Raw genomic sequence first — 24,191 nt, 5'->3', positions numbered from 1 at the left:
TGCGCCATTATAAGACCTGGGTTTAAAGCAACTTAACTATCAAAAAGTATAAAAAAACACCCTATTCTTTGGTAAAATTAAGGTAACCAAACCACAACCAAAGAAAGGATGTTTTCTATGGCTAGTTTACCAAATTCGAATCAAAATGAAAAATTAAATTCTCGGGTGGTACACTTTTTTAAACAAGCCAAAATTGGTACGTTCTTGCATCAGTCCAATATTCATAAGGAAAAAGGAATCGCAGCACGCGATATTGTCCAATTTATTTTTTCCCTTGTCCTTCAAGGAAAAAATCTTTATCGAACGCTTGAATCTGGTCGTAATCCTCATGCTCCAGAAAAGGACGCGGTATACGAACTTTTGGAACGATCTACCTATAATTGGCGTAAGTTACTTGTTAGCGTAAGCTCGCATCTCATTGAGAAGTATATCCGTCCACTAACTTCCAAGGACCGGGATCGCGTTCTGATTTTGGATGATTCTACATACGATCGTAATCGCAGTAAAGCTGTCGAACTACTTTCACGTGTCAAAGACCACACAACGGGACTGTATGTCAAAGGGTTTCGTATGCTTACACTGGGCTGGTCGGATGGCGCTACTTTTATGCCGCTTGTCTTTTCATTGTTGAGTTCCAGAAAAGCCAATAATCGTTATCAGGAGGCTAATCCCAACATTGATAAACGAACAGTTGGTTATCGTCGTTGACAAGAAGCGCTGAAAAAAGGGACCGAGACCATGTTCACCCTGTTAGACGAGATCAACCCCGTGAAGCTTGGCGCAAAGACGATTCTCTTTGATAGTTGGTTTGCATATCCACGCATCATTAAACAAATAGTGACCCATTATCCGCTTCACGTTGTATCCATGATCAAAAACTCACCAAAGATTCACTACACGTATGAAGGAGAAAGTTACACGCTGAATCAGCTTTACAAAAAGGTTCGCAAAAAGCGTGGTCGCGCGAAAATCCTAGCCTCACTTGTAGTAGGCCTTGGTCATGACGGGAACGGCGAAGAAGTCCAAGGCCGCATTATTTTTGTCCGTGACCGAAATCGTTCGAAAAAATGGTTGGCTCTGATTACCACGAACCTTGACCATTCAGAAGAAGACGCTGTGCGGATCTATGGAAAGCGTTGGGCGATTGAATGTTTTTTCAAGGTTTCAAAATCCCATTTACAGTTGGCCAAAGAATTCCAATGTCGCAGCTATGATTTCTTGACCGCGCACACAACCATTGTTTTTTTGCGCTACATGATGCTTGCCGTCAGTTCTCGAGAAGAAGAAGATCCCAGAACCATTGGTCAATTGTTCTTTGTATGTTGCGATGAAATAGGAGATATTCGCTTTGCCGAAGCACTTCTGACCATCTTGGAATTATTGGGATCCGTATTAGCTGAGGATTACCTTCTAACCGATGAACAAATTGAACAATTTTTAGATCGCTTTTTTAATAGATTGCCGAATTTTTTGCGACAACCGCTGCTTCCCCAGGATGCAGCCTGATAAATTAATTCACTTTGGCCTTTTCATATCAAGGCTCGAAGCTTATTTAATGTGTCCGAAAGTTGAGTTACTTAAGTTAAACTACTTTTCTTCCTCAGTTATCGTTAAAAGCTTATCATTTTCTCTATTTAAAGTACTGTTTTTTTATGCATTCAATTAAAATACCAATCCATTTATTTTTAACATATCTTATTCAACTTCTTGGCCCTTATATGCAATATTGGCGCCATTATTTGTTAGGGAATAGTTAGCAATAGGTAAGCCTTTGAAATTATCTCCAGCTTTTCCCCTGCTCCACACCAAGGACGTGCCAGTTTCCCAGCATCCGGCGCTCCATCTACCGATTTATAATTGATTATAAGTTCTTCGTTACTTTTAGACGTGAGATAATTCTACCTCTTCCAGCCCGCATTCCATTCGGTATTGATTTAGTTTCTTTATTATTGAGTAGTTCAATCCGAATTTCTGTGTCTCGGATGCAATTATTTCGTTATCTTTACGATGTATAAGCCGATGTATGTCTTTATGAAGAATACGAAGATTGTTAAACCTATCCGTTCCTCCAAGATGTTTGGGTGTATAATGATGACAGTGAACTTCATAAGCAGTTAAATTCCAACCTGTGATTTCGCATTTGCCTATTTTCATACTAAAACGACTAATGCGATTATCCATGTACTCAACTGTTCTATCTGGGAGATTTGCCTTCATTAGTACGCTGATTTCAAATTCAATATTTGGCTTTAATTTATCGTAAATTTTCTTTCTGCCTTCTTCTGTAAAAAGAGATAATGATGGACTAAAGTTCATGGCATTTACTGTTTTGACGTTTCCTATAGGAAACAGGTGTACAGTGGCAATTTTGAACGTTTTAAATCCTTTACTATAAAACTTCTTATAGGTTGAAGTAGGATTGATTGGATGTCCATATTTCCCAACAGTACGAAGGCGATTGTACAGAAAGGCCTTTAGATCATAGGCAAGACGTGAGAATTCTGGATTGACATGTGTAGCTCTGTTAAAATAATTGTGAATACCTAAAACAAAACTGTTAAAGCGTAAAGCATTTTGGACTGTAGGGGAGTCTTTCATCCTTCGGATGTGCATTTTAGCTTGTTCTTTAAGTTTCTCCCGTTTCTTACGTTTGATGCCTGTATGGGCAACCCTTTTATCCTTCTTTATATTGGCTTTAATGGTAAACCCTAAGAATTCGGATTCTCTTTTTCGCAAATTCACAATCTGCGACTTTTCTGGTGAGATATCCAGTTTTAAACGTTCTTTAATATATAATCTAACTGCATGGTACCACTTTTGGGCTGTTTTTCCATCTCGGCAGAGAATTTTAAAATCGTCCGCGTAGCGGACGAGGTAACCTTCTTTGAGGTTTGAACGTTTCTTCGCATATCTTTCTCCAACTTGAGATTTATAGTTTTTCGAGAGGGGGAAAAACTCCCACTGATCTGCAACCCACTGGTCTAAATCATTTAATACAACGTTCGATAATATCGTTGATAAGATACCGCCCTGGGGTATACCTTTAGATGGCACTCCTTCTTTATCAATTTCAGCTTTTAGCATCTTAGATATACAAGCTAATACTTTTCTATCATGGATGCCTAAATTCCATAACTGTTTGATGAGAAGTGTATGATTAACATTATCGAAAAACCCCTTGATATCAATGTCCACAACATAATGAAGCTGCGATTGATTAATTAGGAATTGTACTCTTGCCATAGCATTATGAGTAGACCGTAACGGTCTGAATCCATAGCTATGTTTATAAAAATGGGCTTCAGCAATTGGCTCAAGAACTTGTTTAAAACACTGTTGAATGATACGGTCAAGAATGCATGGAATGCCAAGTGGTCTTAATTTACCGTTTTCCTTTTCAATCCATTTTCTTCTGACCTTCTTAGGATGATAGTTTTTTAGTTTTGTTTGAATTACGTTCACTAATTCATTTTCCGTAAGCCTTTTGATATCTTTGATGGTTTTTCCATCTGTGCCAGATGTTTTCGACCCTTTATTAGATTTGACCATCCTATAAGCTAGTATAATGTTCTCTCGTGATGTAATCATTTCATATAAATGGTTAAATGAATGGTTGTTACTAGCCCTCTTGTGTAAATCCGTAAAAGTTTCCGTCATATTGTAGTAATCCCAATATCTCAAAGTTGACACTGTGGCATCCCTCCCAAAGAGTGATGTTCCCACATTCCTACCCGATCGGTGTCATTCACGTGAAGAAAATAATCATTCTAATTCGCTAGACTTGGGGCTGTTCCTCCACTCCCATTACAGAGATTCATCAGTCGTACCCCTACCTTCGCAAGGATAAATGTATTTCGACTTTCGCCTTATTACAAACGTTTCGGATGACAGTCCTTCTTTCAACGTTCCTTACTTCCCAAGTACCTTACAACGTAGCTATCCATTTTAGACGTAGGTGCTTCCTTTAAGCCTGCGAGCACGATACCGCCATTGTTCGGTATAGCGTATTTCAGAGGGCGCAGTTTTACTCTACACCACTCGCCCCAACGTTAGCTGGGACATAGCTTTACACTATGTTCAAACTTTAGACCCTTACATTCGGAAGTTTGTCAGTTCGCTTCTAGTGGAACATTCTCACCGTGTCTACTTTTTCAGCCATCCGGCATATCAGTTAGCATACCTTTTCCAATTGGAATGGATTTAGCCTTCCTTCTGCCGACTCTACCTGTGCTTCGTACCCCATGAACTGTCATTCATGACGCACGCAGGAATATTGATGGGATGGTTTCAGGAAACATGGTTCCATCATTCCCATCCTCCGTTGTAACGTTAAAATTAATAGAATTCCCCGCATGTTCACCCTTGAGAGGGTTTATAGCGGAACTTGTCGCGCGCGCCCGTTTGCTTAAGACGAACACAATGTAAATAAGTCTTCAATCTTTTCCAAAATTAAATTTGGGAAAACTCTCTTAGGGTGAAACATATTTTAATCAAATTTACTCAGTGACCCCTAATTATTTACCTTTATTAACAAGATACATGGTTTCATCAATAAATTTTTTAGATGGGGTTTCAGGGAAGTGGTCAACCTTATCTACTGCATATTTGGCATAACCATTTGCTTTAGAAACATCATTGAGTTTCAAGTAACATCTTGCAATATAAGCATGGACTTCATACATAAGTGATAAGTCAAAAGGGTGGTTCCAGTCAGTGACTTCTTCAAATTCTAGCAAGTAATTCAAAGCTAGTTCATACTTTTGCTTACCAAACAGTGCTTTTCCTTTTTCCATCACATAAAAATATTTAAGGTCTTCTCCATATAAGGAGTAAAACTTGTCAATCAATTCTATGGCAAGGTCATACTCTTTTAAGTACGAGTTGTAATAATGAATTCGTAAGGCTAATACATTTGATTTTGCATTTTCACTTTCTGTAAAGTCTGCCAATAAGGAAAGCTTACCTAAATAGAACCCCATATCTTCTTCTTTATCATTCATCATTGCATAAAAATACGCTAATCTATATAATTCTTCAATTCGGTAATAAACATTTCTTTCTTTAGAAAGTGAAATCGCCTCTTGTAGCTTTTTTGAAGCCTCATCATATTTATCAATCGAAAATAATAGAATGATCTCATTCCACTTAAAATCAAGTTCAACAATGATATCTAACTCCGCTTGCTCATATTTAAGGGCTTCTTTCTTCTCCATTAATAATTCCAATGCAGTTTCGTAATGGAATTTATTCATTTCTGTCCAAACCAGAAAATGATTCAGCTTAGCAGAATGATTATATAGTTTTAAGGTCATAAATATATCATCGGCCCTCTGCCATATTTCTCTCCATTCTTTTTTTCCCGTAAAATAACATGCCTTGTTGTAAACCTCCAACAACTTTCCAGATTCATATGCCAAGGGAAGGTCTTCTATCGCAACGTTCTTTAATTGATTAACAACTGTGTCATATTCCTCTTCATGAAAGGCCTTTTTAATTTCGTTTAACAATTCTCTTACTTCCACTGTACTGATATTTTCAAGTAGTTCATTCACTCCAACATTCAGTTTTGCGGCAATGTGGGTCAAGCTCTCCATGGACGGTTTTGATTTATCATTTTCAATTAAGCTCAGCATTCCTTTTGTCATTTGCTGACCTGCTAAAGCTTCTAATGTTAATTTTCTTTTCTTTCGTAAGTTTCTGATACGGGTTCCAATTGAGTCCATTATAATCACTCCGATTGTCTTTCGTTAGTTTAATTTTATTAAACTTCCCGTTGAAAATAAAGTATTTACTATGTTATATTAAGTTTAATTTAATTAAACTTTTTTGAAAGGGAGAATATTTTAATGGCAAATCAAGCTACTGCTGAACGAAGGTCACATATCTACCGAAATTTATTTAAAAATCAAACGTTGATGCTTCTATGGTCGGGAAAGTCGATTTCTGTTATCGGAGATGCTATTTTCGATGTCGCAGTGATGTGGGTAATTTATGCACAAAGTGGATCAACTTTTCAAAGTGCTTTGATAGGTGTGGCCGCCCAATTGTCTTCCGTTATCATGTCACCCGTGGCGGGCGCGGTGGCAGACCGTTGGGATCGAAAAACAATCATGTGGACAACGAATTTATTTTCAGCAATTGTTGTTGCCCTTGTTTCAGTAGTGTTTTTTACTGTTGGTCATTTGCCATTGTGGATTGCCTTGGCCTCCATTTTAATTTTGAACGGATTAACTGTTTTTCTTGGCCCTGCCGAAACTTCTATAATGCCTGCAATTGTGGGAAAGGAGCAATTAACTTCCGCTTACGGTATTTTTTCAACAGTCGTACAATCAGCAAATCTTATTGGTAAAGGGATAGCTGGAGTTGCGATTGCGGCCATAGGATCCAGCTGGGCATTGTTAGGGGATTCCTTGACCTTTATTATTGTTACTATTTGTATACTACTTGCCAGAATTCCAAAGAAAGAGATAACTCTGGCTGCGGAAAGTAATAAATCCTCCATGATATCTGATATCAAGGGTGGGTGGAAGTATATGGATAAACACCCAACTCTTAAAACACTAATTTGGCTTGCTTTTCTTGTTAATATTACCTCTTTTATGGGGCCACTTTACCCAGCGTTTGTTGAAACGCAACTGCACGGCGGAGCAACTGCCTATGGTATAATCCAAGCGTCAACTGTTATCGGAGCAATGTTTGGTGGCATTTGTACCGGATTTTTTGATAAGCGTTTTAAAGCCGGGCCTTTATTGGGGGTTTCACTTTTGATTGCGTCTTTGGCTACTTTTGGAATTGCATTTTCCAAAATGCTTTTAATGGCCGTTTTCTTTCAAATAATCCAAACGTTTTTTACATCCTTATCATCCGTATTAATAATGTCGGCACAACTCGTGCTTGTTTCTGATGAATACCGTGGCAGAATTAGGGGATTAATGATGTCAATGGCAATGCTTGCCATGCCTATCAGTACTTTAATTGCAGGGGGGATTGGAGAAGTGATCAATATTTCTTATTTGTTTGCCTTTGCAGCTTTATGGACTTTAGGTATCGCATTGTTCAGTCTGCAGAATACAAAAATACGCAACCTTGATACAAAAAGTTAACAGTGCCTACAAAAATTATAATGATTGTTATGAATTGCTGTTCTAATAATTTCACCTAAAGGTTGGGTTTTATTAATACAAAATAACTGTTCAGTAAAGTTGCCTTTAGGTGTAGAACTAGGCGCCAATTCTTATTCAAGAATGGCGCCCTATAAAGGAATAAACACTATAGTTTGAATTTCTTTAGTTGAGGGTGAGAATAAATTCTTCAACATCCTTACCACGCGCGTTTGCATACCCGCTGTCTTCACCCGAAATCATGAACCCACATCTTTTTAAAACCTTTATGGATCCAGTATTGTCTTTTGCAGCGCGAGCATAAAGTGGACGAATTGAAACCTGTTTTAGAAATTCTCGTAAAGCGTTGGTTGCGATTCCCTTACCCCAGTATTCCTTTCCAATCCAATAGGTTACTTCTGGTTCTCCGAACTGCTCGAAGTGTACAATATGGCCAACGACGGTGTTCTCAACAATGATCGTTTGCTTAATAATATTCGTATTCGTAAGTATTTTGTTCCAGTGTTCAGCGAAGCTATTCCAATCATTAGGGTCCTTACTTGTAAAGGCGGCCATTTGGTTTGCCTCACTGTCCCGCTGATGCTTAAAAAAAATAGGAAGGTCATCCTCAATCACATTCCGAAGCACTAAATTGCTCATTAAACTCACCCTCTGTCGTTTACTTTATTCTAGCAAACATGTGTTCCCAAGGCAATATATTTTATCGTGTAAAACCACCTTGATATGCCTACTACCAATTCATTTCCTTGTTCAACATAATGGCCCTTATATGCGATATTGACGCTATTACTTATTAAGGAATAGCGCCCTTTAGTGGAATAACCACGATTCAGATTAATGGTTTAAAATCCAGTTGTTGATTTGTTCACTTACAAATACTGGATTGTCCCAATAAATGTCATGTGTTGCATCCTTTACGTCAACCACACTTGCATTTAAAAATTGATTTACACGGTTTGTTTCACTATCTCTAACAATATTAAATTCTTGGGGTATGGTGCTTCTTAGTAATAATACTGGCAAATTGACATCCAATAGTGTTTCATTTGTTGGTTCATTATACTTCTGTTTGACGATATACTTTGCTACCTCAGGATTAACAATCAATCTAATTAGCCCATTTTCACATTTCATACTACCTTTTGATAACTCAACTAACCTTTGGGACATTCCATCATTGAATAGATCTTTCTCGTATTCTTCCCAAGAGGAAAAAGTGAATTTTTCAATATGTTGTGCAGTCATCCTTAATTCCTCTTCGAGAGTGTTTTCCGGAATGTTTTTTGCTCGAATATATCCCCCGTCAAGTAGGACTAATGAATTTAAGATATATTTTCTTGCAAAAGCAAGAGCGATGTATCCTCCAACAGAATGACCAACAATATGTAAGTCTTCTACATTTATGTAATCAACAACTTCCTTTACCCAATCTGCTAATGACTCCATAGAGAAAAAATCTTCATAATTAAAATATGTTGAATTTCCATGGCCGGGTAGATCAAAAGTGTATACATTATAGTCCTGACTGAGTATAGTTGCCAGTTCATCAAAACTTTCCCCAGTGCTCCCTAAACCATGTAACAGTATTACCGATGATTTATGATTTTCTCCCCACATATTAACTTTTACATTTAATTGATTTTCCAATGTAATTACCTTAGAATTCATTGCTGCCTCCCAATTCTTTGTCTAATGTGTTCACTAAAAAACACATTAATTAGCAGTACCTACTTCAACTTTTCTGCTGCGCTAGTTTAAGTGTAGTAATCGTTCGCAACCTCCATTTATTTTAACACAACTATTTAATTTTCTTAGGGACGATCTTCCGCAATCTGGTCCTTGTCATGACAAAAAAGCGCAAATCCCCTTACTCCGGATATGCGCCCAATTCTGGAATAATCGTTTTCCAATAATAGATGGTATTGCTAAAGACAACTAATCAAAAATATAACCAAATTGAAAGAATTAAAAATACAACAACAAAGATAACTTTACTTATAATGAATTCCCTTTTGCTAACACCCATCTTCTTTTCCGTATACCTTAAATAGGTTATTACGAATATAAAGCCAAATAAAGCAAAACTCTGTCCCAGCGTGTCGTGTAAAACTGATATATATCTCATAGCTGCTAATCCAATTAGGAGAAGACCGATATACCCAACTGTCATATAGAAATAAAGACTTTTTTTCTGATCATTCACATCAATTCCCCCACCTTTATAATTCCGTCTCACTGTTACACAGACATTCAATATTATTGATATTTCAAGCCCAACATCTATCTAATCTTATATACAATACAGCGCAATCCTTATTCCGGAATGGCGCCCTATTGTTGAACTGTTAAGGTGCTACAAGTTCTACTTTTAATCTGTCTGGGTCTTCAAAGTAAGCAGCGTAATGATCATCTCCTCCAGCAAATGGATGCTGATTAGCATAAAGAATAGTAATTCCTTTATCTTTTAATTTTCTAGTCATATCATCAACGTGCTGGCGTGATTCTGCGTGAAATGCTAAATGATTTAGACCTACTCGACATCTATGATATGAAACGTCCAGGAACCGTTCTTCTGTTTGAACAAATACGATGTAAGTATCCCCCATTTTAAAACTTTTTCCACTTTCCCATTCCTGAAAAGGGCTGTATCCCAATTCTTCCAGAAACCAACCCCAAAAATCTATTGACCTTTTTAAATCGGAAACATATAGCTCAATATGGTGAAGCAATCCTTTTGACAAGAAATAGCCCTCCCTCTTTATTCTGTTAAACTGCCTTTATTTTTTTCACGTCTAATCCATAATATTATATTTTTTCATCAGTTCTTGAGCTTGTTTAATTCCATCCTCGGTTAGATGGACAGATTTTGCCCGTTTGCTTCCAACAATGTAATTATTATCGTTCAATTCGTTCAATGACTCAAAAGGATAACCTTTCCAGCTTCTCTGGGCTTCTCCTAAACCGTAATCATCTGGAAACGAAGTTAAATACAATAGAAGTAATGTAAGTTCGTCAATTTGATCTTTCATATTAAAAACGCCCTTCCCTTTACTTTTCCCATCTATTACAGATGAAGAAGTTATATAGAAACAGCTAATCTCACAAAAGTATTATAGAAGGATTAGGATGTGGAGTTACTTCATAAGCGCGCCCCTTTTCTGGAACAAAGGTAAATTATTATCTTTCTTTATTCTCAAGGTCTTTGACCCTTTTTTCTAGCTTTGAAATCTCCTCTTTTAAATCATCATTTGGAGTTTTTATCCTGTGTGTTACGCTTTTAAGAATTGCAATTACAGCTATAATTAAAACCATTACTCCGGCTACAAATATTAAAATTATCTCCATAAGTTACCCTTTCCTTTCTACAACAATATGGCCGAGCCAATAGGGACGACATTCTTGTTCCTGATAAGCGCCCGATAATTGAAGAATTTGTTAACCATATCATCTATTCTAAAGGTGCTTCTATTGCTGCTACAGATTCAATTTCCACTAGTTGATTTTTATATCCTAATACTGTTACCCCTGATAAGGTGCTTGGAACGTCATGGTCACCAAATTCATTCCTTATTGTTTCCCATGCAATTACTAGATCTGAACGATTTTGTGATGCTACAAGAACCCTAGTGTATACAACATCATTCAGTGAAGCACCACACTCTTTTAATGCTTCTACCAAATTCCCAACACAGGTTTTTGCCTGAAGTTCATAATCATTTAAATTAAGTATTTCTCCGTCTTTATTAAGTGGACAAGCCCCTGCTAAGTATAGTAAATCCATTCCCGAAGGCACTCGACTAGCATATGCGTAATCAGTTTGAGCTAAATTCTCAGAATGAATTAGTGATATTTTATTGTTCATTACCATTCTTCCTTCCCTTTTATTCCGGATTTGCACCCGATCGTATTGCAGAAGATTACAACTACCCTATATCGAAATCTTAAAATAACTTTGAACTAAAGTAACCTATTAAAACCATAAAAATATAAGTATAACCAATTCCTATTTTCTTGTTTTTTTCACCCAACAGTTTCCTAAATACTGTTTCGATGACCCTTGAAACTAACACCATAATTATCAAAAGAGGTATGGAAAGAAGAAATCCCGTTAGAAAAGGATCGAAAGAAAGTAAATTGAAAGTATAGAATATGAAAATAAATATGAATGGAATTGTTAAATTACTTGCCAGATCATTTTCAACTTTTGAACGACTATCAAACAACCATTTATAAAAATCTTTTATGGTCTTTATCCCCATCGCCCCCTGGAAACAAAAATAAATCAATAAACAATTCTGATTTTAGTCTAACATTAATAAACCTTCTCGCTAATAACTTCCTCTTACTTAACGGGGTGCACCTTATTTACGATACTGATTCTGTTCCTTATTAGGGAAAAGCACCCTATTCTTGAATAGTTTTATGCAATTATCTGGCATTGTGGAAGTGTATTCACCTTTCTTAGGAAAATGCTTTAACTGTAGCTCCACCAGGCTTCTTAGTATCCTCAATCTCCAGCAACTGTCTTTTCATATCAACGCCTCCTGCATAACCAGTCAGCTTATTATTTTTACCAATTACGCGATGGCAAGGAATGAGGATAGGCAAAGGGTTAACGGCATTGGCATGACCTACTGCCCGAATAGCTTTTGGTTTCCCTATGGAGATGGCAACTTTAGAATAAGTTCGAATTTCCCCATAAGGAATTTCTCGCAAGGTCTCCCACACTTGTTTTTGGAACGGGGTCCCTTCCAATGTAAAAGGAACATCAAATTGCCTGCGATTTCCATGAATATACTCTTTGAATTGCCGACAGACGGATTTTCCAAGCTCATAACTTCTTTTCAACTTATGATTGGCCATCAAAGCGTCCCAATAGTCATCAGTCAACATAATTCGTACAAGTTGACCATCCTCCTTGAAAATAAACCGAAGACAACCTATTCTTGTATGGCAGTCATCATATAGAAGCATGTTCGTATCTCCCCCTGGTTCAATTTTGGCAGGCCATGTTTCGTTTCATGAAAAATGATTAACGTAACATGACTGTCATCCTGACTTGAAATTGATTTGGCGAAAAGTCGGTATTTCGCTTAAACGCGTTATAAAAGCTGGAATTACTTTGATAGCCAACTTGATGACCAATCTCCATACAATTTAGAGTAGTCGTTAGAAGGAGTTCTTTTGCTTTTTTAATTCTGACTTTTTCCAAATACATACGTGGTGTATCCCCTGTTCTATCCTTAAAAAGGCGATTCAAATGAAAACGACTAACGCCAACCATTGATGCCAACTCATCTAGTAGCATTTTTTGGCTATAATGATTGTCAATAATCTGCTTTGTATCCTCTATAATTGATTGGAACGGATCGTATGTTTTTGACTTCAAATCTGGGCGGCATCTCTTACAAGGACGATATCCTGCTTTTTGGGCCTCGGCTGCATTCGAAAAGAACGATACATTTTTCCTATGAGGAACTTTAGATTTACAAGACGGCCGACAAAAAATGCCCGTTGTCTTTACTGCGTAAAAAAACATGCCATCGTATGTTGCGTTACACGAAATAGCTGCTTTCCACATGGTGGCTTTGGACATATCCTTTTGGTCTTTCATTAAATTCTAACACTCCCTTGTAGGGAAATTTTTGAACAAAAACTTAGTTGTTATAATTTGCGTCCATAAATGGTTTAGCCAATCTAGAAGGATGTATCTTAGAACCTAGACTGAAGAACTCACAAAAATTCATAATAAGTGGTCTCCATTCCTCGGGATTAATATAGTTTTTCTTCCCACCCATCAGAAGTTCCTCTTCAATATGCACTCGTAATATTTTTACCTCAGTAGCTACCAAAGAACTAGGCTCTTCAAAAGAATGGCTTTTTACGAATTGGGCTTCTAACTGAACAGGACATTCTTTAACAAGAGGTGCCTTTACCAAATCCGCCGAACCCGATGTAAGTCCACACGTGCCAAATTTGTCCGGTTCATATCGATACCCCATCTCCTCCTTTGCTTCAGGAACAGGATTTCTGCCTGTAAGCAATGCTAATCGGTCAACAGAACTAACAAGATTGGATGAAGGTAAGTTCAGGACGCATTCGTGTTCTCGTTGCAAGTTCAGCATAGTCTGTGATTTTGAACTCATTCCAAGCATACATGATTGATTAAGCCACCAAGCAGAAGACATTGGAGCAAGATTTGCTGATCCGTCTTCGTTTAATGTGCTAATAAGAACAACAGGCGTTCCAAAATACAGAATGTTCGGATCAATAGTTTTATGCATATTTCCCACTTCCTTTATTCTCGAGAATGCTAATGTAACCTCATTGTATCAACAAAGGAATGAGAATTTCTTCTGTTTTTTTGCGGTTTAATTCTTTAAAGTAAAATGGTTAATGAGAAATAAATTCTGATCGACCTTATAATCTGACTGTCCCATTTAATCAGGTAAGAGCACATATCTTATTCGTTTCTCGCGCCCCTTTAATGGAACAGTGGATTCAGATATTAGCTGATATCGTCTTTTAGAAGAAATAAATATACCCTAATCATCTCATTAGTGAATAAAGACAACAACATTAAATTTCAATAAATTCAATAAAGAGTGAACTCAAAAGAGCCCACTCTTCATGATGGATTCATGCGTCTTTATTACATTGCATGGCTTTGTTAATATACTGATAAGTTTCTGCATCTACACCATGCTGCAATTCGTTACCTGGGTTCTCTGCATGAAACTGTTCAGCAGCCTTTATAAACTCAGGATCATTTTGTGGTGCAAACATCCCTGTAAGCTCTTGCCATTGCTTCGCCAAACTTTGAACATCTTTATCCGTTGCGGGCGTACCCTGCTCCATGTGGTTACGGAGTTTTTCCATGACCAAATCAAATTTTTGTTCAGCCTTTTTCAATTCATCTTTATCCATACTTTCATATTGCTTTTTCATTTGATCTAGCTGGTCTTTCGTAAAGTATTTTTCTCTATTCATTTTCATCACTCCCAATAATTTTGTTAATTCTTCAACCGATAAGGATCGCTGGTTTTGAATTAAAGTCAATGCATTCGTTAATTCACTTAAAAGAGTTTGCTGCACTTGAATATCCTCTTTCAAACGAGTTATTTGAATAGACAAGACTTCTGATGCACTGTAACTGTCGCTGCCGGCTAGGACAGACTGTACATCTTCTAACGATAAGCCAATGTGCTTTAAGGACAGGATTTGCTGCAGCTTTGAGAGATCCGATTTATTATAAAGCCGGTGACCGGAATCGGAATAAGCGGAAGGAGAAAACAATCCGATTTGATCATAATAACGCAAGGTCCTTACCGTTAATCCTGTTAGTTTTGCCAGTTCTCCCACTTTCCAATAGTGCTTCAAAATAATCGACCTCTCAATCCTGTTGCTTATCTATGTCTTTACTATAACTCCTTACGTAGCGTAAGTTGCAAGACCAAATACAAAGTTTTTTTAATGGAATCCCTAAAATAAAAAATGAACACACTTCTTACCACAGAAATGCGCACGATTGCGGCATAGTCAAATCAGGATTCTTGAGCTAACACACCCGTTATATTAAGCAAATACTATTCATTTTTCGTGTTTAGATTATACTTTTTTTGAATTTTTTTCTTGGCTTGTTCGAAGTCTTCTGATTTTATTTTCCCCAGATTGTCCCAAATTTGTTGTTTTAATCGTCTTAGATTATCTATCCTCTTTTCTCTCTTGTCATAAACTGCTGATGCAAAATCCGCACTTATCTTCTCTAACTCATAATCTAAATAATCCAGAGCTTTATCATAGTTAAGATATTCACGCATAAGCTTATCACTCCACTTTCCCCGGATATCCCGCATCATTTGAGCACGTTTCACATTTTCGGATCTTGCTTCACTCATGGAGTTTGCTTTCCACATACGCCATTTACTTGCGATTTCAGCAGATCTAGCAAACTCTTCCTGTAACTCTGCCTGATTCTGAACGTTTGTATAAGTACCTTTTGCCGCTTCTGCAATAGCTTTAAGCTGCTTTTGACCTTCATTTTTCACATCGAAACCAATTACATTGACAATTGGTTTTATATTGCTCCCCGCCAAACTTTTCGCTTGTTTGACAGGATTGCCACCACACGTACCAATTCCATCACTTACAATATAAATAATGTTTGTATTATTTTTACTTTTTAATCCGGATAAATCCTTTTTAGCAAATTTGATGGCATCTGCCAGGGGTGTCCATCCCGCAGGACTAAAGCTGTTTAAAGCTTTTTTAAACTTATTCTTCTTATAAGGTTTAATTCCATAAACAAGTTTATTGCTAGAGCAGGAAAGTTTCTTGTCCGCTTCAGAGCCGCTTCCTTTAAATCCATATACTCGAAGCCCTACATTTGCATCTTCTGGCAATTCGCTTACAAAATCTTGAATTGCCTCCTTAGCTAATTCCATTCTCGTCATACTACCCTGTTTGGCTGCCATGCTTCCGCTAGAATCCAGGATAATCTCAACATTATAATTTTCTTTAAACTGATATCTCGGGTCCTTAATATCGGGGCTGCCAAATGCATATGCTCCCCATTTTGCAACAACGTTTTGTGGATCCGGGTAGTCTTCAGCAAACATATGAACGAGTTTTTTCCAATATTTATCTACCATTTTTTGATTAATCTTCTCACCCGGTTCGGGAAATTTGTCCAGTACCTTTTTAATTTCTTCAGCGTTTGCTTCAAATTTTTCACCAGAAAATTTGCCCGTTGGATAATCGAGAATACCCTTCAATGTAGTTGGTGGCTCAGGTAAATCCTTAAAAAAATCAGTATTCATAGTTGATGCATTTTTCTTCTCTTTTTCATTCTTTATATCCGTATTGTCTTTCTTCTCTTCCTTAGAAGTTTCCTGTTTCTGATCATTCTCCGCAGTTTTAGTACTATCCGATTCCGATGAACATCCGACAGCAATAATCATAAGTAGAACCATAATTAATAAAATCCATATATACCCTCTAAGTTTCAATCTCACAAATTCGTACCCCTATCCTCTATTATTTCTATCTTTAAAATATCTTAAATCAAAGTGCTTGCATTTTCAATTAAATATAGAACCAAAAGGACTTACTCCTATTCAGTTACCGCGCCCGTTCGTATTATGTGAATAAGCCAGTCACTTCTGGTTGACCTATTTTAAATAGGTTTTATGCTTGAAGTAGCCGGGGTAGAACGTGCGCGCCCGTGGGACAATGATCCCGTCCGTTATACTGTTCACCCCCTACTTGTAGAAACATGTTTGAGGCTGGTTGGGACTTGGATCCCGCATAACAAGCGAAGCTATGACACTACAAAATTAGTTAGGGGCACACCGGTGAATCTACCAAAAGGAGTTGTGATTATATATGGACCCTGTCATTGGCCTGGATGTTGCGAAAGGTGAAAGCCAGGTCCAAGCCTTTTTACAAAGGAAAAAAACGTATAAGAAAAGCTTTAAATTCGCACATGATTTACAAGGGCTAGGTATGTTTTATGAATTTTTCCGGGAGGTGAAGCAAGTTTCCGGACAATCTCCAGCTGTTATATTTGAATCGACTGGGCACTATCATGAGCCTGTGCTGCAATATCTTGAAGAGCATGGAATCACCTATTATTTAATCAACCCAATGGTTGCACACAAGGCAAAACAGACAAGCCTGCGCAAAGTGAAGACAGATAAAATGGATGCTTTCCATCTGGGGGAGCTTTACTACAAAGAAGATTTGGAAGCGTTCCAAAAGAAAACGGTAAAAACCCTGAATCTGCGCCAATTAACAAGGCAACATAGTGCTTTAACCGAAAGCTATGTCGGAATCAAACTTCAATTTCAAACAATCTTGGATCAGGTATTCCCAGAATATCATCATGTTTTCAGTAATTTATATGGCAACATTTCATTGAAAACGTTGCTCCAATATTCAACATCTTACGATGTCAAAAACACAACACAAGAGCAATTAGCCACTGATATGTACCAGATTGGGGCGAAACGTTCTTATGCATGGTTTTTGGATAAAGCACAACAATTAAAAGATGCAGCAGAACGCAATCCATTTCAAGAACGTATCTACCATGGTCATCTTATTAGCTTGCGTATGTACATTCAGATGATTTTTCAATACCAAGAGCATCTATCCAAAATGAGAGAAGAGATAGATGCCCTGGCTGCAACCTTTGAGGATTATAAACTGATTCAGTCAATTCCCGGGGTTGGAGGTAAGATTGCCGCCACAATCATCTCCGAAATTGGGGAAATCGATCAGTTTCCTCATCCGAAAAAATTGGCTGCCTACGCAGGCATAGATCCGGAAGTTTTTGAATCAGGCAAGTTTAAAGCCACCATCAATTGTATCACGAAAAGAGGCTCGTCAAGATTACGTCAATCTCTCTATTCAGCAGTGCAATGCGGAATAGCGAAAAATCGTAACACAAAGCTACGAGCTTTTTATGATAGAAAACGCGAAGAAGGTAAACCACATAAAGTAACTGTCATTGCCTGTGCCAATAAACTAATTCATTGGATCCATGCCATGTTAAAACGCAAAGAAGTCTTTGTAGATCAATAATAACGATCAATATTCACAATATTCTGATGCCTTATCGATTTTACGGTAAGGTTATTTTGTATGCCTAATTTTAGTCTAACATGTTTTTTGAACTTTTTTTACCTTTAATTATTGACAGCTATTAGCTGGTATGATTGAATAGTCATTTTCAGCTATTAGCTGGTATTACTTAATCCTTGTATCACTTAATCTTTTCATAGGATTTAACCACTGCTTCGCCCTCTTTTTTTGAAAGCACTTGAAACGATTTATTCTTCGATAATGGCATATAAGATTGTTTATCGGAATTAATAATAGAGTTTTTCTTAACACTAACATAATATTTCTTTTTTGAATCAGGTATATCAATTTCTACACCGGCACCGCCTGCACCACTGCTTAGATCTATTCTGGCAGTAAGTTTTCCTGGTATAAATTGATCACCTTTTTGTTGTATTCCGCCTACATAAAAAAGCCCGTTTGTATCCTCGGCTAATAGTAAATGACTATCATCCGTAGTTTTTACCAATACAAGGTTTTTTGCTACTGACGCTTTAAATTCATTCACAGCATCTTCCAAAGTGGAAAACGTTTCTTGACTTGTTGAACTTTGATCAGGGCTGCTACACCCTTGTAAAATCACAGCTGCCAGTATAAGTGAAAGAAATTTTTTAATCATTAATTTTCCTGCCTCCTTCAAAGCAAGGCGTCGCATATTTATTCCAGATAGGCGCCCGATTGTGGCACAGTCACTACCATTTTATCATAAATAAAAATATATAGTTTTTTAAATGTAAATTAATTTACAAAATGATTAAAATGTGATATATAAAAAATAATTAGCATTCACCTCTTTTGAGTGCCAAAAACTTTCTTTAAAGGAGTGATTTGGATGGTTGCAATAGTTCTTGATAGAACAAATCCGTCACCTGTTAGGGAGAGTTCAAACTGTATGTTAATTCGTTATAAAAAATGCTACAGAAAAATTGCGATGGGTCTTCTTTCATTCACGTTGAATAAAAGAGATATCAAATCATTACAAAAAATTGTTGACCAATATGAGAATAACCCTAATTGGCATCTTTATCTTTGGAAACAGTCAAATAATATTATTGGAGCAATTGGTTTTAAAATTAAAAGTGACGTAAACGTGATTATCCAACACGTTTCAGTTAATCCTTCCTATAGAAGTGACGAAATTGGTTACAAAATGATTCATGAAATAATCAAACAATATGGTCATAAATATGACATTCTCCCAAATAATCGAAATCAAAATTTTTTTCAATTGATGTGTTAATCGGTAAATAGTCTAAAACTAATAATAACCAAAGAAAAGCCTCGCGAAATTGACCGTGAGGCTTTTCTTGTACAACATTATTCAATTTCAATTTTACGTGAATTATCCTTCACTGCTTGTTCATCTTTACCCACAGTGATTCTCAGCAATCCATCTTCTAGCTTCGCCTTTACATCATCGGTCTTGGCATTTGCCAAAAAGAGTGAACGCTGCATTGAATCGTAACGTCTTTCTTGATGAATATAGTTGTTATCTTCATCTTTCGTATCAACATTTTCTTCCCGGTTCACCGAGATAGTTAAACGACCTTCATCATTTAACGTGACATCAATATCATTTTTCTTTATCCCTGGAAGTTCAGCATCTACTAAATATTCATTATCTGTTTCCTGAATATCTACCTTGAACGGATCTGTAACAAGGTTTCTTCTGGCCAATGGAAAATCTTTAAAAGCATCATCAAAAAAGTCGTCAATCATGTTAAAAGGGTTTGTTGGTGTCACATTTGATACATTTCGATTTTTTCTATTGAAAGGTATTAAACTTGACATCATGACTCACTCCTTTTCAAATAAATATTGACATTAGCACTTCATTTCAATACTAACAGAGGTGAATTTCATATTACAAAAAGAGATAAACTTTCAATTAAAATGCTCGCTAAGCCCTATCCAAGGGCACCCTTCCCCTCAACCAAAATCCGTTTGAAAAGTCTTCCATCATACTAAAAGGAATAAATTTAATCAGAATAAATCAACTCCTTTCTTCATATTTTCTCTGACTTAGCATTAGACCCATCCGAGTGCTAAGTTCTATTTTTTATATACCACATTTTAATATATTTATAAACATAATTATTGGAGTTACATTTTTATTAATTGATTTTTTATATCTTTTTACTTTTCAGACCAGCGAGTTAATGAATTGTAAATTTTCACTATGTGTTTATTCCAAAAAATCGGGTAAATAAAATGAACCAATTCTTATATTTATTGGAGGTGAGGTAATTGTCACGATTAACTATTGGACTTATTCCTTGTCCCGATACGCCAGAAAAATTAGCTAAAAGTTTCAAAAATAAATTACCTGAATTCTTATCTGCAAAGGTTTCAGATCAAGTCAAATGGTCTGTTGAAGTTACAACAGACCCTCTTATTGGCTCAGCTGAAGACACGCAAGAACTGATGGAGGAAACTGAGTCTATAAAAAAGCAAAAAAACTGGGATTTTGCCATATGTTTAACAGACCTCCCATTGTTTGATGATAAGGATTTGGTCGTGGCAGATGGTGATTATAATCGGCAAATCGGGCAAATATCGATTCCAGCATTTGGATCTTTTCCTTTAACCGCACGCATAAGGAAAGTATTGATACAAGTTGTAAAAGAGTTACACAGCCATCAATCGAATAATAGTATGAAAAAAACTGCTGTTACCGCAAAAGAAGGCATGTCTGATCGTGAAAAAGGCGCTGTATCCAGACAATTTTTGTTTTCACTGATTCGTCGTGAACATTCAACCCCTATGGGTAAAAAAATGGATCTGCATCTTGTTATTCGCCCACGTTTTCAGGCTAAACTGCGTGTTTTAGCGGGAATGACCTATGCAAATCGCCCATGGGGCATTATTCCATCATTTAAGCCTGTCGTTGCAGTGGCTTTTGCTACAGGGGCTTATGGCCTTATTTTCCCTACTTTATGGAAGTTAAGTGGAGCATTTGAACTTTTTCGCTTTTTGGGCTTAATGGTTGGTGCAATCTTCAGTATCGTGGTATGGATTATCATCTCGCATAATCTGTGGGAAAAGCCAGCTATAAATAATGATAAAGCTGTCAGAAAATTATATAACCGAACAACAGTAGCTACTTTAACAGTAGCAGTATTATGTTACTATATTACGCTTTTTGTATTATTCCTGCTGACAGTCCTTTTGTTTGTTCCGCCGGATTTATTTCAATCATTAGGTGATTTAAACGAATCTGTTAGCTTCTGGAATTATACAAAATTGGCCTGGTTGGCCACTTCCATAGCAACTTTTGCAGGATCAATTGGTGTCGGCCTTGAAAACGAAGAAATGGTACGAAACATTATGTATGGATACCGACAAAGCCAACGTTCCAAATACTATCGGGGTCAGCAAGATGAAGAAAGAAACGAAACCAAAGATGGTTAAAATAAGATACTCAATCTTGGACATAAAAAATAAGCCCCCGACACTTGATGTAAAAGGCTAAAGTAAATTAAATTATCAAGCTGCATCCTGGAACATCCTGTTGAATAAGCAATTTAAAAATTGGTTAATTGTACAGCTCCATGGATTTTGGATACCGCAATATTCAGTCTACAGAATACAAAAAATACGCAATCTTGATAAAAAAAGTTAACAGTTGAAGAAATAGCGGTCTTGCCAACATAATGACAAAAAACAACGCTAATCCATTTTCTTACAAAAATGACCTAAAAATAGCGTAGATGGATTCTACGGTAAAATAATGCCCTAAGTGGGAGAATCATAGCTTCTAAAAGGGGTTTAATGAGGTGAAATTTTTGCGTAGAATTATAAAATTACCCCTTAACGAGCCTATAATCAGGATTCATATGGAAGAAAGTGGCTTAGCGCAGGTTAGATGTCAAAATGTCGGTAGGACCCCTTATGTACAATACGCGCGCTGATCCGGAAAGGCTCCCGTTAAAGGAATAAAGTTGGTAATACCCAAGCCTGTGAATCCCCCCTGATGCAAAAGCTAAAACCGATTAGCCAGCTTTTTTATCATGATGTGCTGCAATAAGAATCCCACAACCAAACCCGGAATGACGCTTAATATTGGAAGCCAAATTGGACCGAGCAATATGCTGAATAAAGTTAGTTTAGATGAATAGATCGTTCCTACAGTCACAAAATAGGCTGAAAATACAAATGGTAAAAAGGAATATGGCTTTTTTCCGCCACCTGCATCTTTAAAGACATCCCACATGGCAAAAAAGTATAAACAAGGATAGAACATGTGCCACTGATAATCTGCATATTGAATCGCTTTTTCTATTTCCCCATGAAAACTTAGAAGGATGACCTCGTTAAAGTTTCCCTGTACGTTGACCAAAAACACTAAGAAAATTAGTACAATCCCTTTGATGTATTTTTTATTTAATAATTGGCCAAAACCAGGTAATGGGATGCTCCACAGCAATTTATCCATTCATAAGACCTAACCCTTATCTCTTGCAATTTGATTTCGATCCGGTGCTTGGGGCGGTTTTTCCAACCATCGATTTTTAATCATAAGATTAGCACCATCTTCGGCGTATTTCGCAATTTCAGCTGTAAGACGAGTGTACGTTGCAATCAAGTCAGTCCTTTGACTGGATCCAATTGCCGCCCCATATTGACCAATCCCGGCTGTGTTCATTGTTGTAATATGGAACATCATAAGTTTGTCCGAAAACGGAGATTCGGTTGAATCCGTTGGTTGAGCATCCCATACTGACGGTGTTGAAAGATGGTCATTGTGCATAATTTTATTGAAAATATTCACGTGTTTTTCTGATATATCCCGTCCCCGTACCAAATACTTTCGAACTTCTGGCGATTGGGCTACCTGACTAAAGCCCATAATCAGCGCTGCACCCACCCTATTCCTTTCAATATTGTAATATAAATTCGTAATTTCAATGGCATTTAACGGGCGTTTGTCACTAAACCATCCCCCACTCAAATAATGTTGGTCGTTAATGTATTCGACCCTTTCAGGTTTGGGAATATAGGGGGCTCTTGAAAAAATCCCTTTTGTTAATTTTACTTGCGTGGCTTGATCCAGTAAGTCTGCAGATGTGCTTAAGTTTTGTTTAAAATATTGCACAATATCAGAACGTGCGGCATTAGATAAAGCCATCGTATAGGTAGTCATACCTAATTTCCCTAAGTTTTGGATATACAAGAGGAAAAAATCATCGGTGTATAATCTTGGTGCGTTTAAATTCACATCCTGGGTTGAAAATCCATCGGGTACAGCAATTTGCTCATTGGTAAACAGGTTTTCGATAAATTGGACGTGTTGCTGGGATAAACTTAAAGCAAACTCCAATACAGAGCGTATGTCTTCATCTTCAACCTGGCTCAATGTATAACTAATAGTCTGTACAGCCATTGAATCGCTTAAATAATTACTCCAAAGACTTGCGATTTCAGCCGAGGTCAATTCAGGATTAGGCTGTGTATTCATAAGATATTCCTCCAAGGTTTTATAAATATCTTTAACCTTACCCTGCAAAATATTCATAACCCTTTTTGGTATTTTTGCTCATTGAATCAACAAGTAAGCCCCCGTGGTCAAGCGGGGGCTTACTTTGACAACCTTTTTCAATTTAATTTTCTGCCACGTCATTTCCTTGTTTTTGTATATTTTTTCTGCTTTGATTAATCTTTTTATACAGGGCCATCACCCTTTCGTCTGGATGTTCTTCAAACGGACTAACATAAAATGATTCTTCTAGCCGTGACATCAAAACACCAAGCATTTGATTTTTACGTTTTGGAGGCAAATGTGACTTCATAAGAGCCTCGTATTGTTCTTGTATCACTTGTAAAATCATGTTATATCACCCCCATTTATTAAGGGAGCCCCCTACATTAAGTAATGTAGAGTTCAAGGGGTAACAGGCGTTTTGTGACCTATTCGATTTCTATCCTATGCGTGTTATCGTTATTCGCCTGTTCTTCTTTGGTCACATTAATTTTGAGCAAACCATCTTCCAACCTTGCACTGACGCCATCTGGTTTGGCGTTTTCCAAATAAAGAGAACGTTGCATAGCCTCAGAACGACGTTCCCTGTGAATATAATTACCATCTTCGTCTTTGCTCTCAACATCCTCGTTTCGATTTACAGCAATAGAAAGCCTACCGTCGTCGCTTAAATTGACATTAATGTCTTCTTTTTTTACCCCTGGAAGTTCAGCCTCAACCAGGTATTCGTTGTCGGTTTCCCTTACATCAACCTTGAATGGGTCTGTAGTCAAGTTTCTTCTAAGGGACGGGAAATCACTAAAGGCTTCATCAAAGAAGTCATCAATCATGTTGAAAGGATTCCTTGGGCTTGCACTAACCACATTACGATTTTTTCGGTTGAAAGGAATCAATCCAGCCATTATTAATCACTCCTTTTATAAAATTTTAATTGTTGTACTCATTCAGTTAATGAGTGGTGATTTTTG

At 37.1% G+C, this 24,191-nt stretch carries 23 protein-coding genes and 1 pseudogene; 5 read left to right on the top strand and 19 right to left on the bottom strand.

The features are described 5' to 3' along the window. The first annotated feature begins 117 nt into the window (after nt 1-117). Nucleotides 118-1,506 (top strand): annotated as a pseudogene (locus B1K71_RS20400) (IS4 family transposase). A 375-nt stretch (nt 1,507-1,881) separates the two neighbouring features. Here the strand turns inward: B1K71_RS20400 and ltrA are convergent. Both ltrA and B1K71_RS09540 read right to left on the bottom strand, forming a co-directional pair. Beyond that, the gene (gene ltrA / locus B1K71_RS09545) at nt 1,882-3,690 is read right to left on the bottom strand and encodes a group II intron reverse transcriptase/maturase (protein ID WP_175631833.1); all 1,809 of its coding nucleotides are present in this window, start codon (nt 3,688-3,690) and stop codon (nt 1,882-1,884) included. A gap of 824 nt (nt 3,691-4,514) precedes the next feature. Continuing rightward, nucleotides 4,515-5,723 (bottom strand): helix-turn-helix domain-containing protein, encoded by a 1,209-nt coding sequence (locus B1K71_RS09540; RefSeq protein ID WP_077326317.1) that lies wholly within the window; start codon nt 5,721-5,723, stop codon nt 4,515-4,517. Between the two features lie 123 nt (nt 5,724-5,846). On the opposite strand from B1K71_RS09540, the gene B1K71_RS09535 reads away from it, so the two are divergent. Further along, nucleotides 5,847-7,103, top strand: a complete 1,257-nt coding sequence (locus B1K71_RS09535; protein WP_077326315.1) for an MFS transporter — start codon at nt 5,847-5,849, stop codon at nt 7,101-7,103. A 183-nt stretch (nt 7,104-7,286) separates the two neighbouring features. On the opposite strand, the gene B1K71_RS09530 is transcribed toward B1K71_RS09535, so the two are convergent. From B1K71_RS09530 to B1K71_RS09475, 11 genes are all read right to left on the bottom strand, one after another. Further along, nucleotides 7,287-7,760, bottom strand: a complete 474-nt coding sequence (locus B1K71_RS09530) for a GNAT family N-acetyltransferase (RefSeq protein WP_077326313.1) — start codon at nt 7,758-7,760, stop codon at nt 7,287-7,289. Between the two features lie 195 nt (nt 7,761-7,955). Next, nucleotides 7,956-8,789, bottom strand: a complete 834-nt coding sequence (locus B1K71_RS09525) for an alpha/beta hydrolase (protein ID WP_077326311.1) — start codon at nt 8,787-8,789, stop codon at nt 7,956-7,958. A gap of 677 nt (nt 8,790-9,466) precedes the next feature. After that, nucleotides 9,467-9,862, bottom strand: a complete 396-nt coding sequence (locus B1K71_RS09515; protein ID WP_077326307.1) for a VOC family protein — start codon at nt 9,860-9,862, stop codon at nt 9,467-9,469. 51 nt (nt 9,863-9,913) lie between these two features. After that, nucleotides 9,914-10,150, bottom strand: a complete 237-nt coding sequence (locus B1K71_RS09510) for a DUF6429 family protein (RefSeq protein WP_077326305.1) — start codon at nt 10,148-10,150, stop codon at nt 9,914-9,916. A gap of 148 nt (nt 10,151-10,298) precedes the next feature. After that, nucleotides 10,299-10,466: a hypothetical protein gene (locus tag B1K71_RS19900; protein ID WP_175631882.1), complete on the bottom strand. Its 168-nt coding sequence runs from the start codon at nt 10,464-10,466 to the stop codon at nt 10,299-10,301. A 103-nt stretch (nt 10,467-10,569) separates the two neighbouring features. Beyond that, the gene (locus B1K71_RS09505) at nt 10,570-10,983 is read right to left on the bottom strand and encodes a RidA family protein (protein ID WP_077326303.1); all 414 of its coding nucleotides are present in this window, start codon (nt 10,981-10,983) and stop codon (nt 10,570-10,572) included. 599 nt (nt 10,984-11,582) lie between these two features. Next, nucleotides 11,583-12,095: a methylated-DNA--[protein]-cysteine S-methyltransferase gene (locus tag B1K71_RS09495; RefSeq protein ID WP_245799218.1), complete on the bottom strand. Its 513-nt coding sequence runs from the start codon at nt 12,093-12,095 to the stop codon at nt 11,583-11,585. A 58-nt stretch (nt 12,096-12,153) separates the two neighbouring features. Further along, nucleotides 12,154-12,735, bottom strand: coding sequence for a bifunctional transcriptional activator/DNA repair enzyme AdaA (locus B1K71_RS09490; protein ID WP_077326299.1), 582 nt, complete (start codon nt 12,733-12,735; stop codon nt 12,154-12,156). A gap of 43 nt (nt 12,736-12,778) precedes the next feature. Next, nucleotides 12,779-13,405 (bottom strand): flavin reductase family protein, encoded by a 627-nt coding sequence (locus B1K71_RS09485; RefSeq protein WP_077326297.1) that lies wholly within the window; start codon nt 13,403-13,405, stop codon nt 12,779-12,781. Nucleotides 13,406-13,760: 355 nt separating this feature from the next. After that, entirely contained in the window at nt 13,761-14,483 is a 723-nt protein-coding gene (locus B1K71_RS09480; protein ID WP_245799217.1) for a MerR family transcriptional regulator, read from the bottom strand. A 224-nt stretch (nt 14,484-14,707) separates the two neighbouring features. After that, complete coding sequence (locus B1K71_RS09475; protein ID WP_077326293.1) at nt 14,708-16,135, bottom strand: VWA domain-containing protein; 1,428 nt, start codon at nt 16,133-16,135, stop codon at nt 14,708-14,710. A gap of 370 nt (nt 16,136-16,505) precedes the next feature. Here B1K71_RS09475 and B1K71_RS09470 point away from each other — a divergent pair, with 370 nt between their 5' ends. After that, entirely contained in the window at nt 16,506-17,705 is a 1,200-nt protein-coding gene (locus tag B1K71_RS09470; protein WP_077325033.1) for an IS110 family transposase, read from the top strand. A gap of 181 nt (nt 17,706-17,886) precedes the next feature. Here B1K71_RS09470 and B1K71_RS09465 read toward each other — a convergent pair whose 3' ends face one another. Beyond that, on the bottom strand, nt 17,887-18,363 hold the full coding sequence (locus B1K71_RS09465) for a hypothetical protein (RefSeq protein WP_077326291.1): 477 nt from the start codon (nt 18,361-18,363) through the stop codon (nt 17,887-17,889). Nucleotides 18,364-18,576: 213 nt separating this feature from the next. Here B1K71_RS09465 and B1K71_RS09460 point away from each other — a divergent pair, with 213 nt between their 5' ends. Continuing rightward, nucleotides 18,577-18,984 (top strand): GNAT family N-acetyltransferase, encoded by a 408-nt coding sequence (locus B1K71_RS09460; RefSeq protein ID WP_245799216.1) that lies wholly within the window; start codon nt 18,577-18,579, stop codon nt 18,982-18,984. A 77-nt stretch (nt 18,985-19,061) separates the two neighbouring features. Here B1K71_RS09460 and B1K71_RS09455 read toward each other — a convergent pair whose 3' ends face one another. Further along, nucleotides 19,062-19,535, bottom strand: coding sequence for an Hsp20/alpha crystallin family protein (locus B1K71_RS09455; RefSeq protein ID WP_010529233.1), 474 nt, complete (start codon nt 19,533-19,535; stop codon nt 19,062-19,064). Nucleotides 19,536-19,991: 456 nt separating this feature from the next. On the opposite strand from B1K71_RS09455, the gene B1K71_RS09450 reads away from it, so the two are divergent. Continuing rightward, nucleotides 19,992-21,155, top strand: coding sequence for a hypothetical protein (locus B1K71_RS09450; protein ID WP_077326289.1), 1,164 nt, complete (start codon nt 19,992-19,994; stop codon nt 21,153-21,155). 571 nt (nt 21,156-21,726) lie between these two features. On the opposite strand, the gene B1K71_RS09445 is transcribed toward B1K71_RS09450, so the two are convergent. The 4 genes from B1K71_RS09445 to B1K71_RS09430 all read right to left on the bottom strand — a co-directional run bounded on the left by B1K71_RS09445 (nt 21,727) and on the right by B1K71_RS09430 (nt 24,125). Then, nucleotides 21,727-22,179, bottom strand: a complete 453-nt coding sequence (locus B1K71_RS09445; protein ID WP_077326287.1) for a hypothetical protein — start codon at nt 22,177-22,179, stop codon at nt 21,727-21,729. Nucleotides 22,180-22,188: 9 nt separating this feature from the next. Further along, nucleotides 22,189-23,259, bottom strand: a complete 1,071-nt coding sequence (locus B1K71_RS09440) for a DUF3231 family protein (protein ID WP_245544961.1) — start codon at nt 23,257-23,259, stop codon at nt 22,189-22,191. An 85-nt stretch (nt 23,260-23,344) separates the two neighbouring features. Next, entirely contained in the window at nt 23,345-23,572 is a 228-nt protein-coding gene (locus tag B1K71_RS09435) for a hypothetical protein (RefSeq protein WP_010529229.1), read from the bottom strand. A gap of 79 nt (nt 23,573-23,651) precedes the next feature. Continuing rightward, complete coding sequence (locus tag B1K71_RS09430) at nt 23,652-24,125, bottom strand: Hsp20/alpha crystallin family protein (protein ID WP_077326285.1); 474 nt, start codon at nt 24,123-24,125, stop codon at nt 23,652-23,654. Nucleotides 24,126-24,191: the final 66 nt, after the last annotated feature.

It is taken from the genome of Virgibacillus siamensis, assembly GCF_900162695.1.
GTDB lineage: Bacteria > Bacillota > Bacilli > Bacillales > Amphibacillaceae > Lentibacillus > Lentibacillus siamensis_A.
Note: the sequence above shows the minus strand (reverse complement) of the source record. Positions and strands in the feature narration are given on the sequence as shown.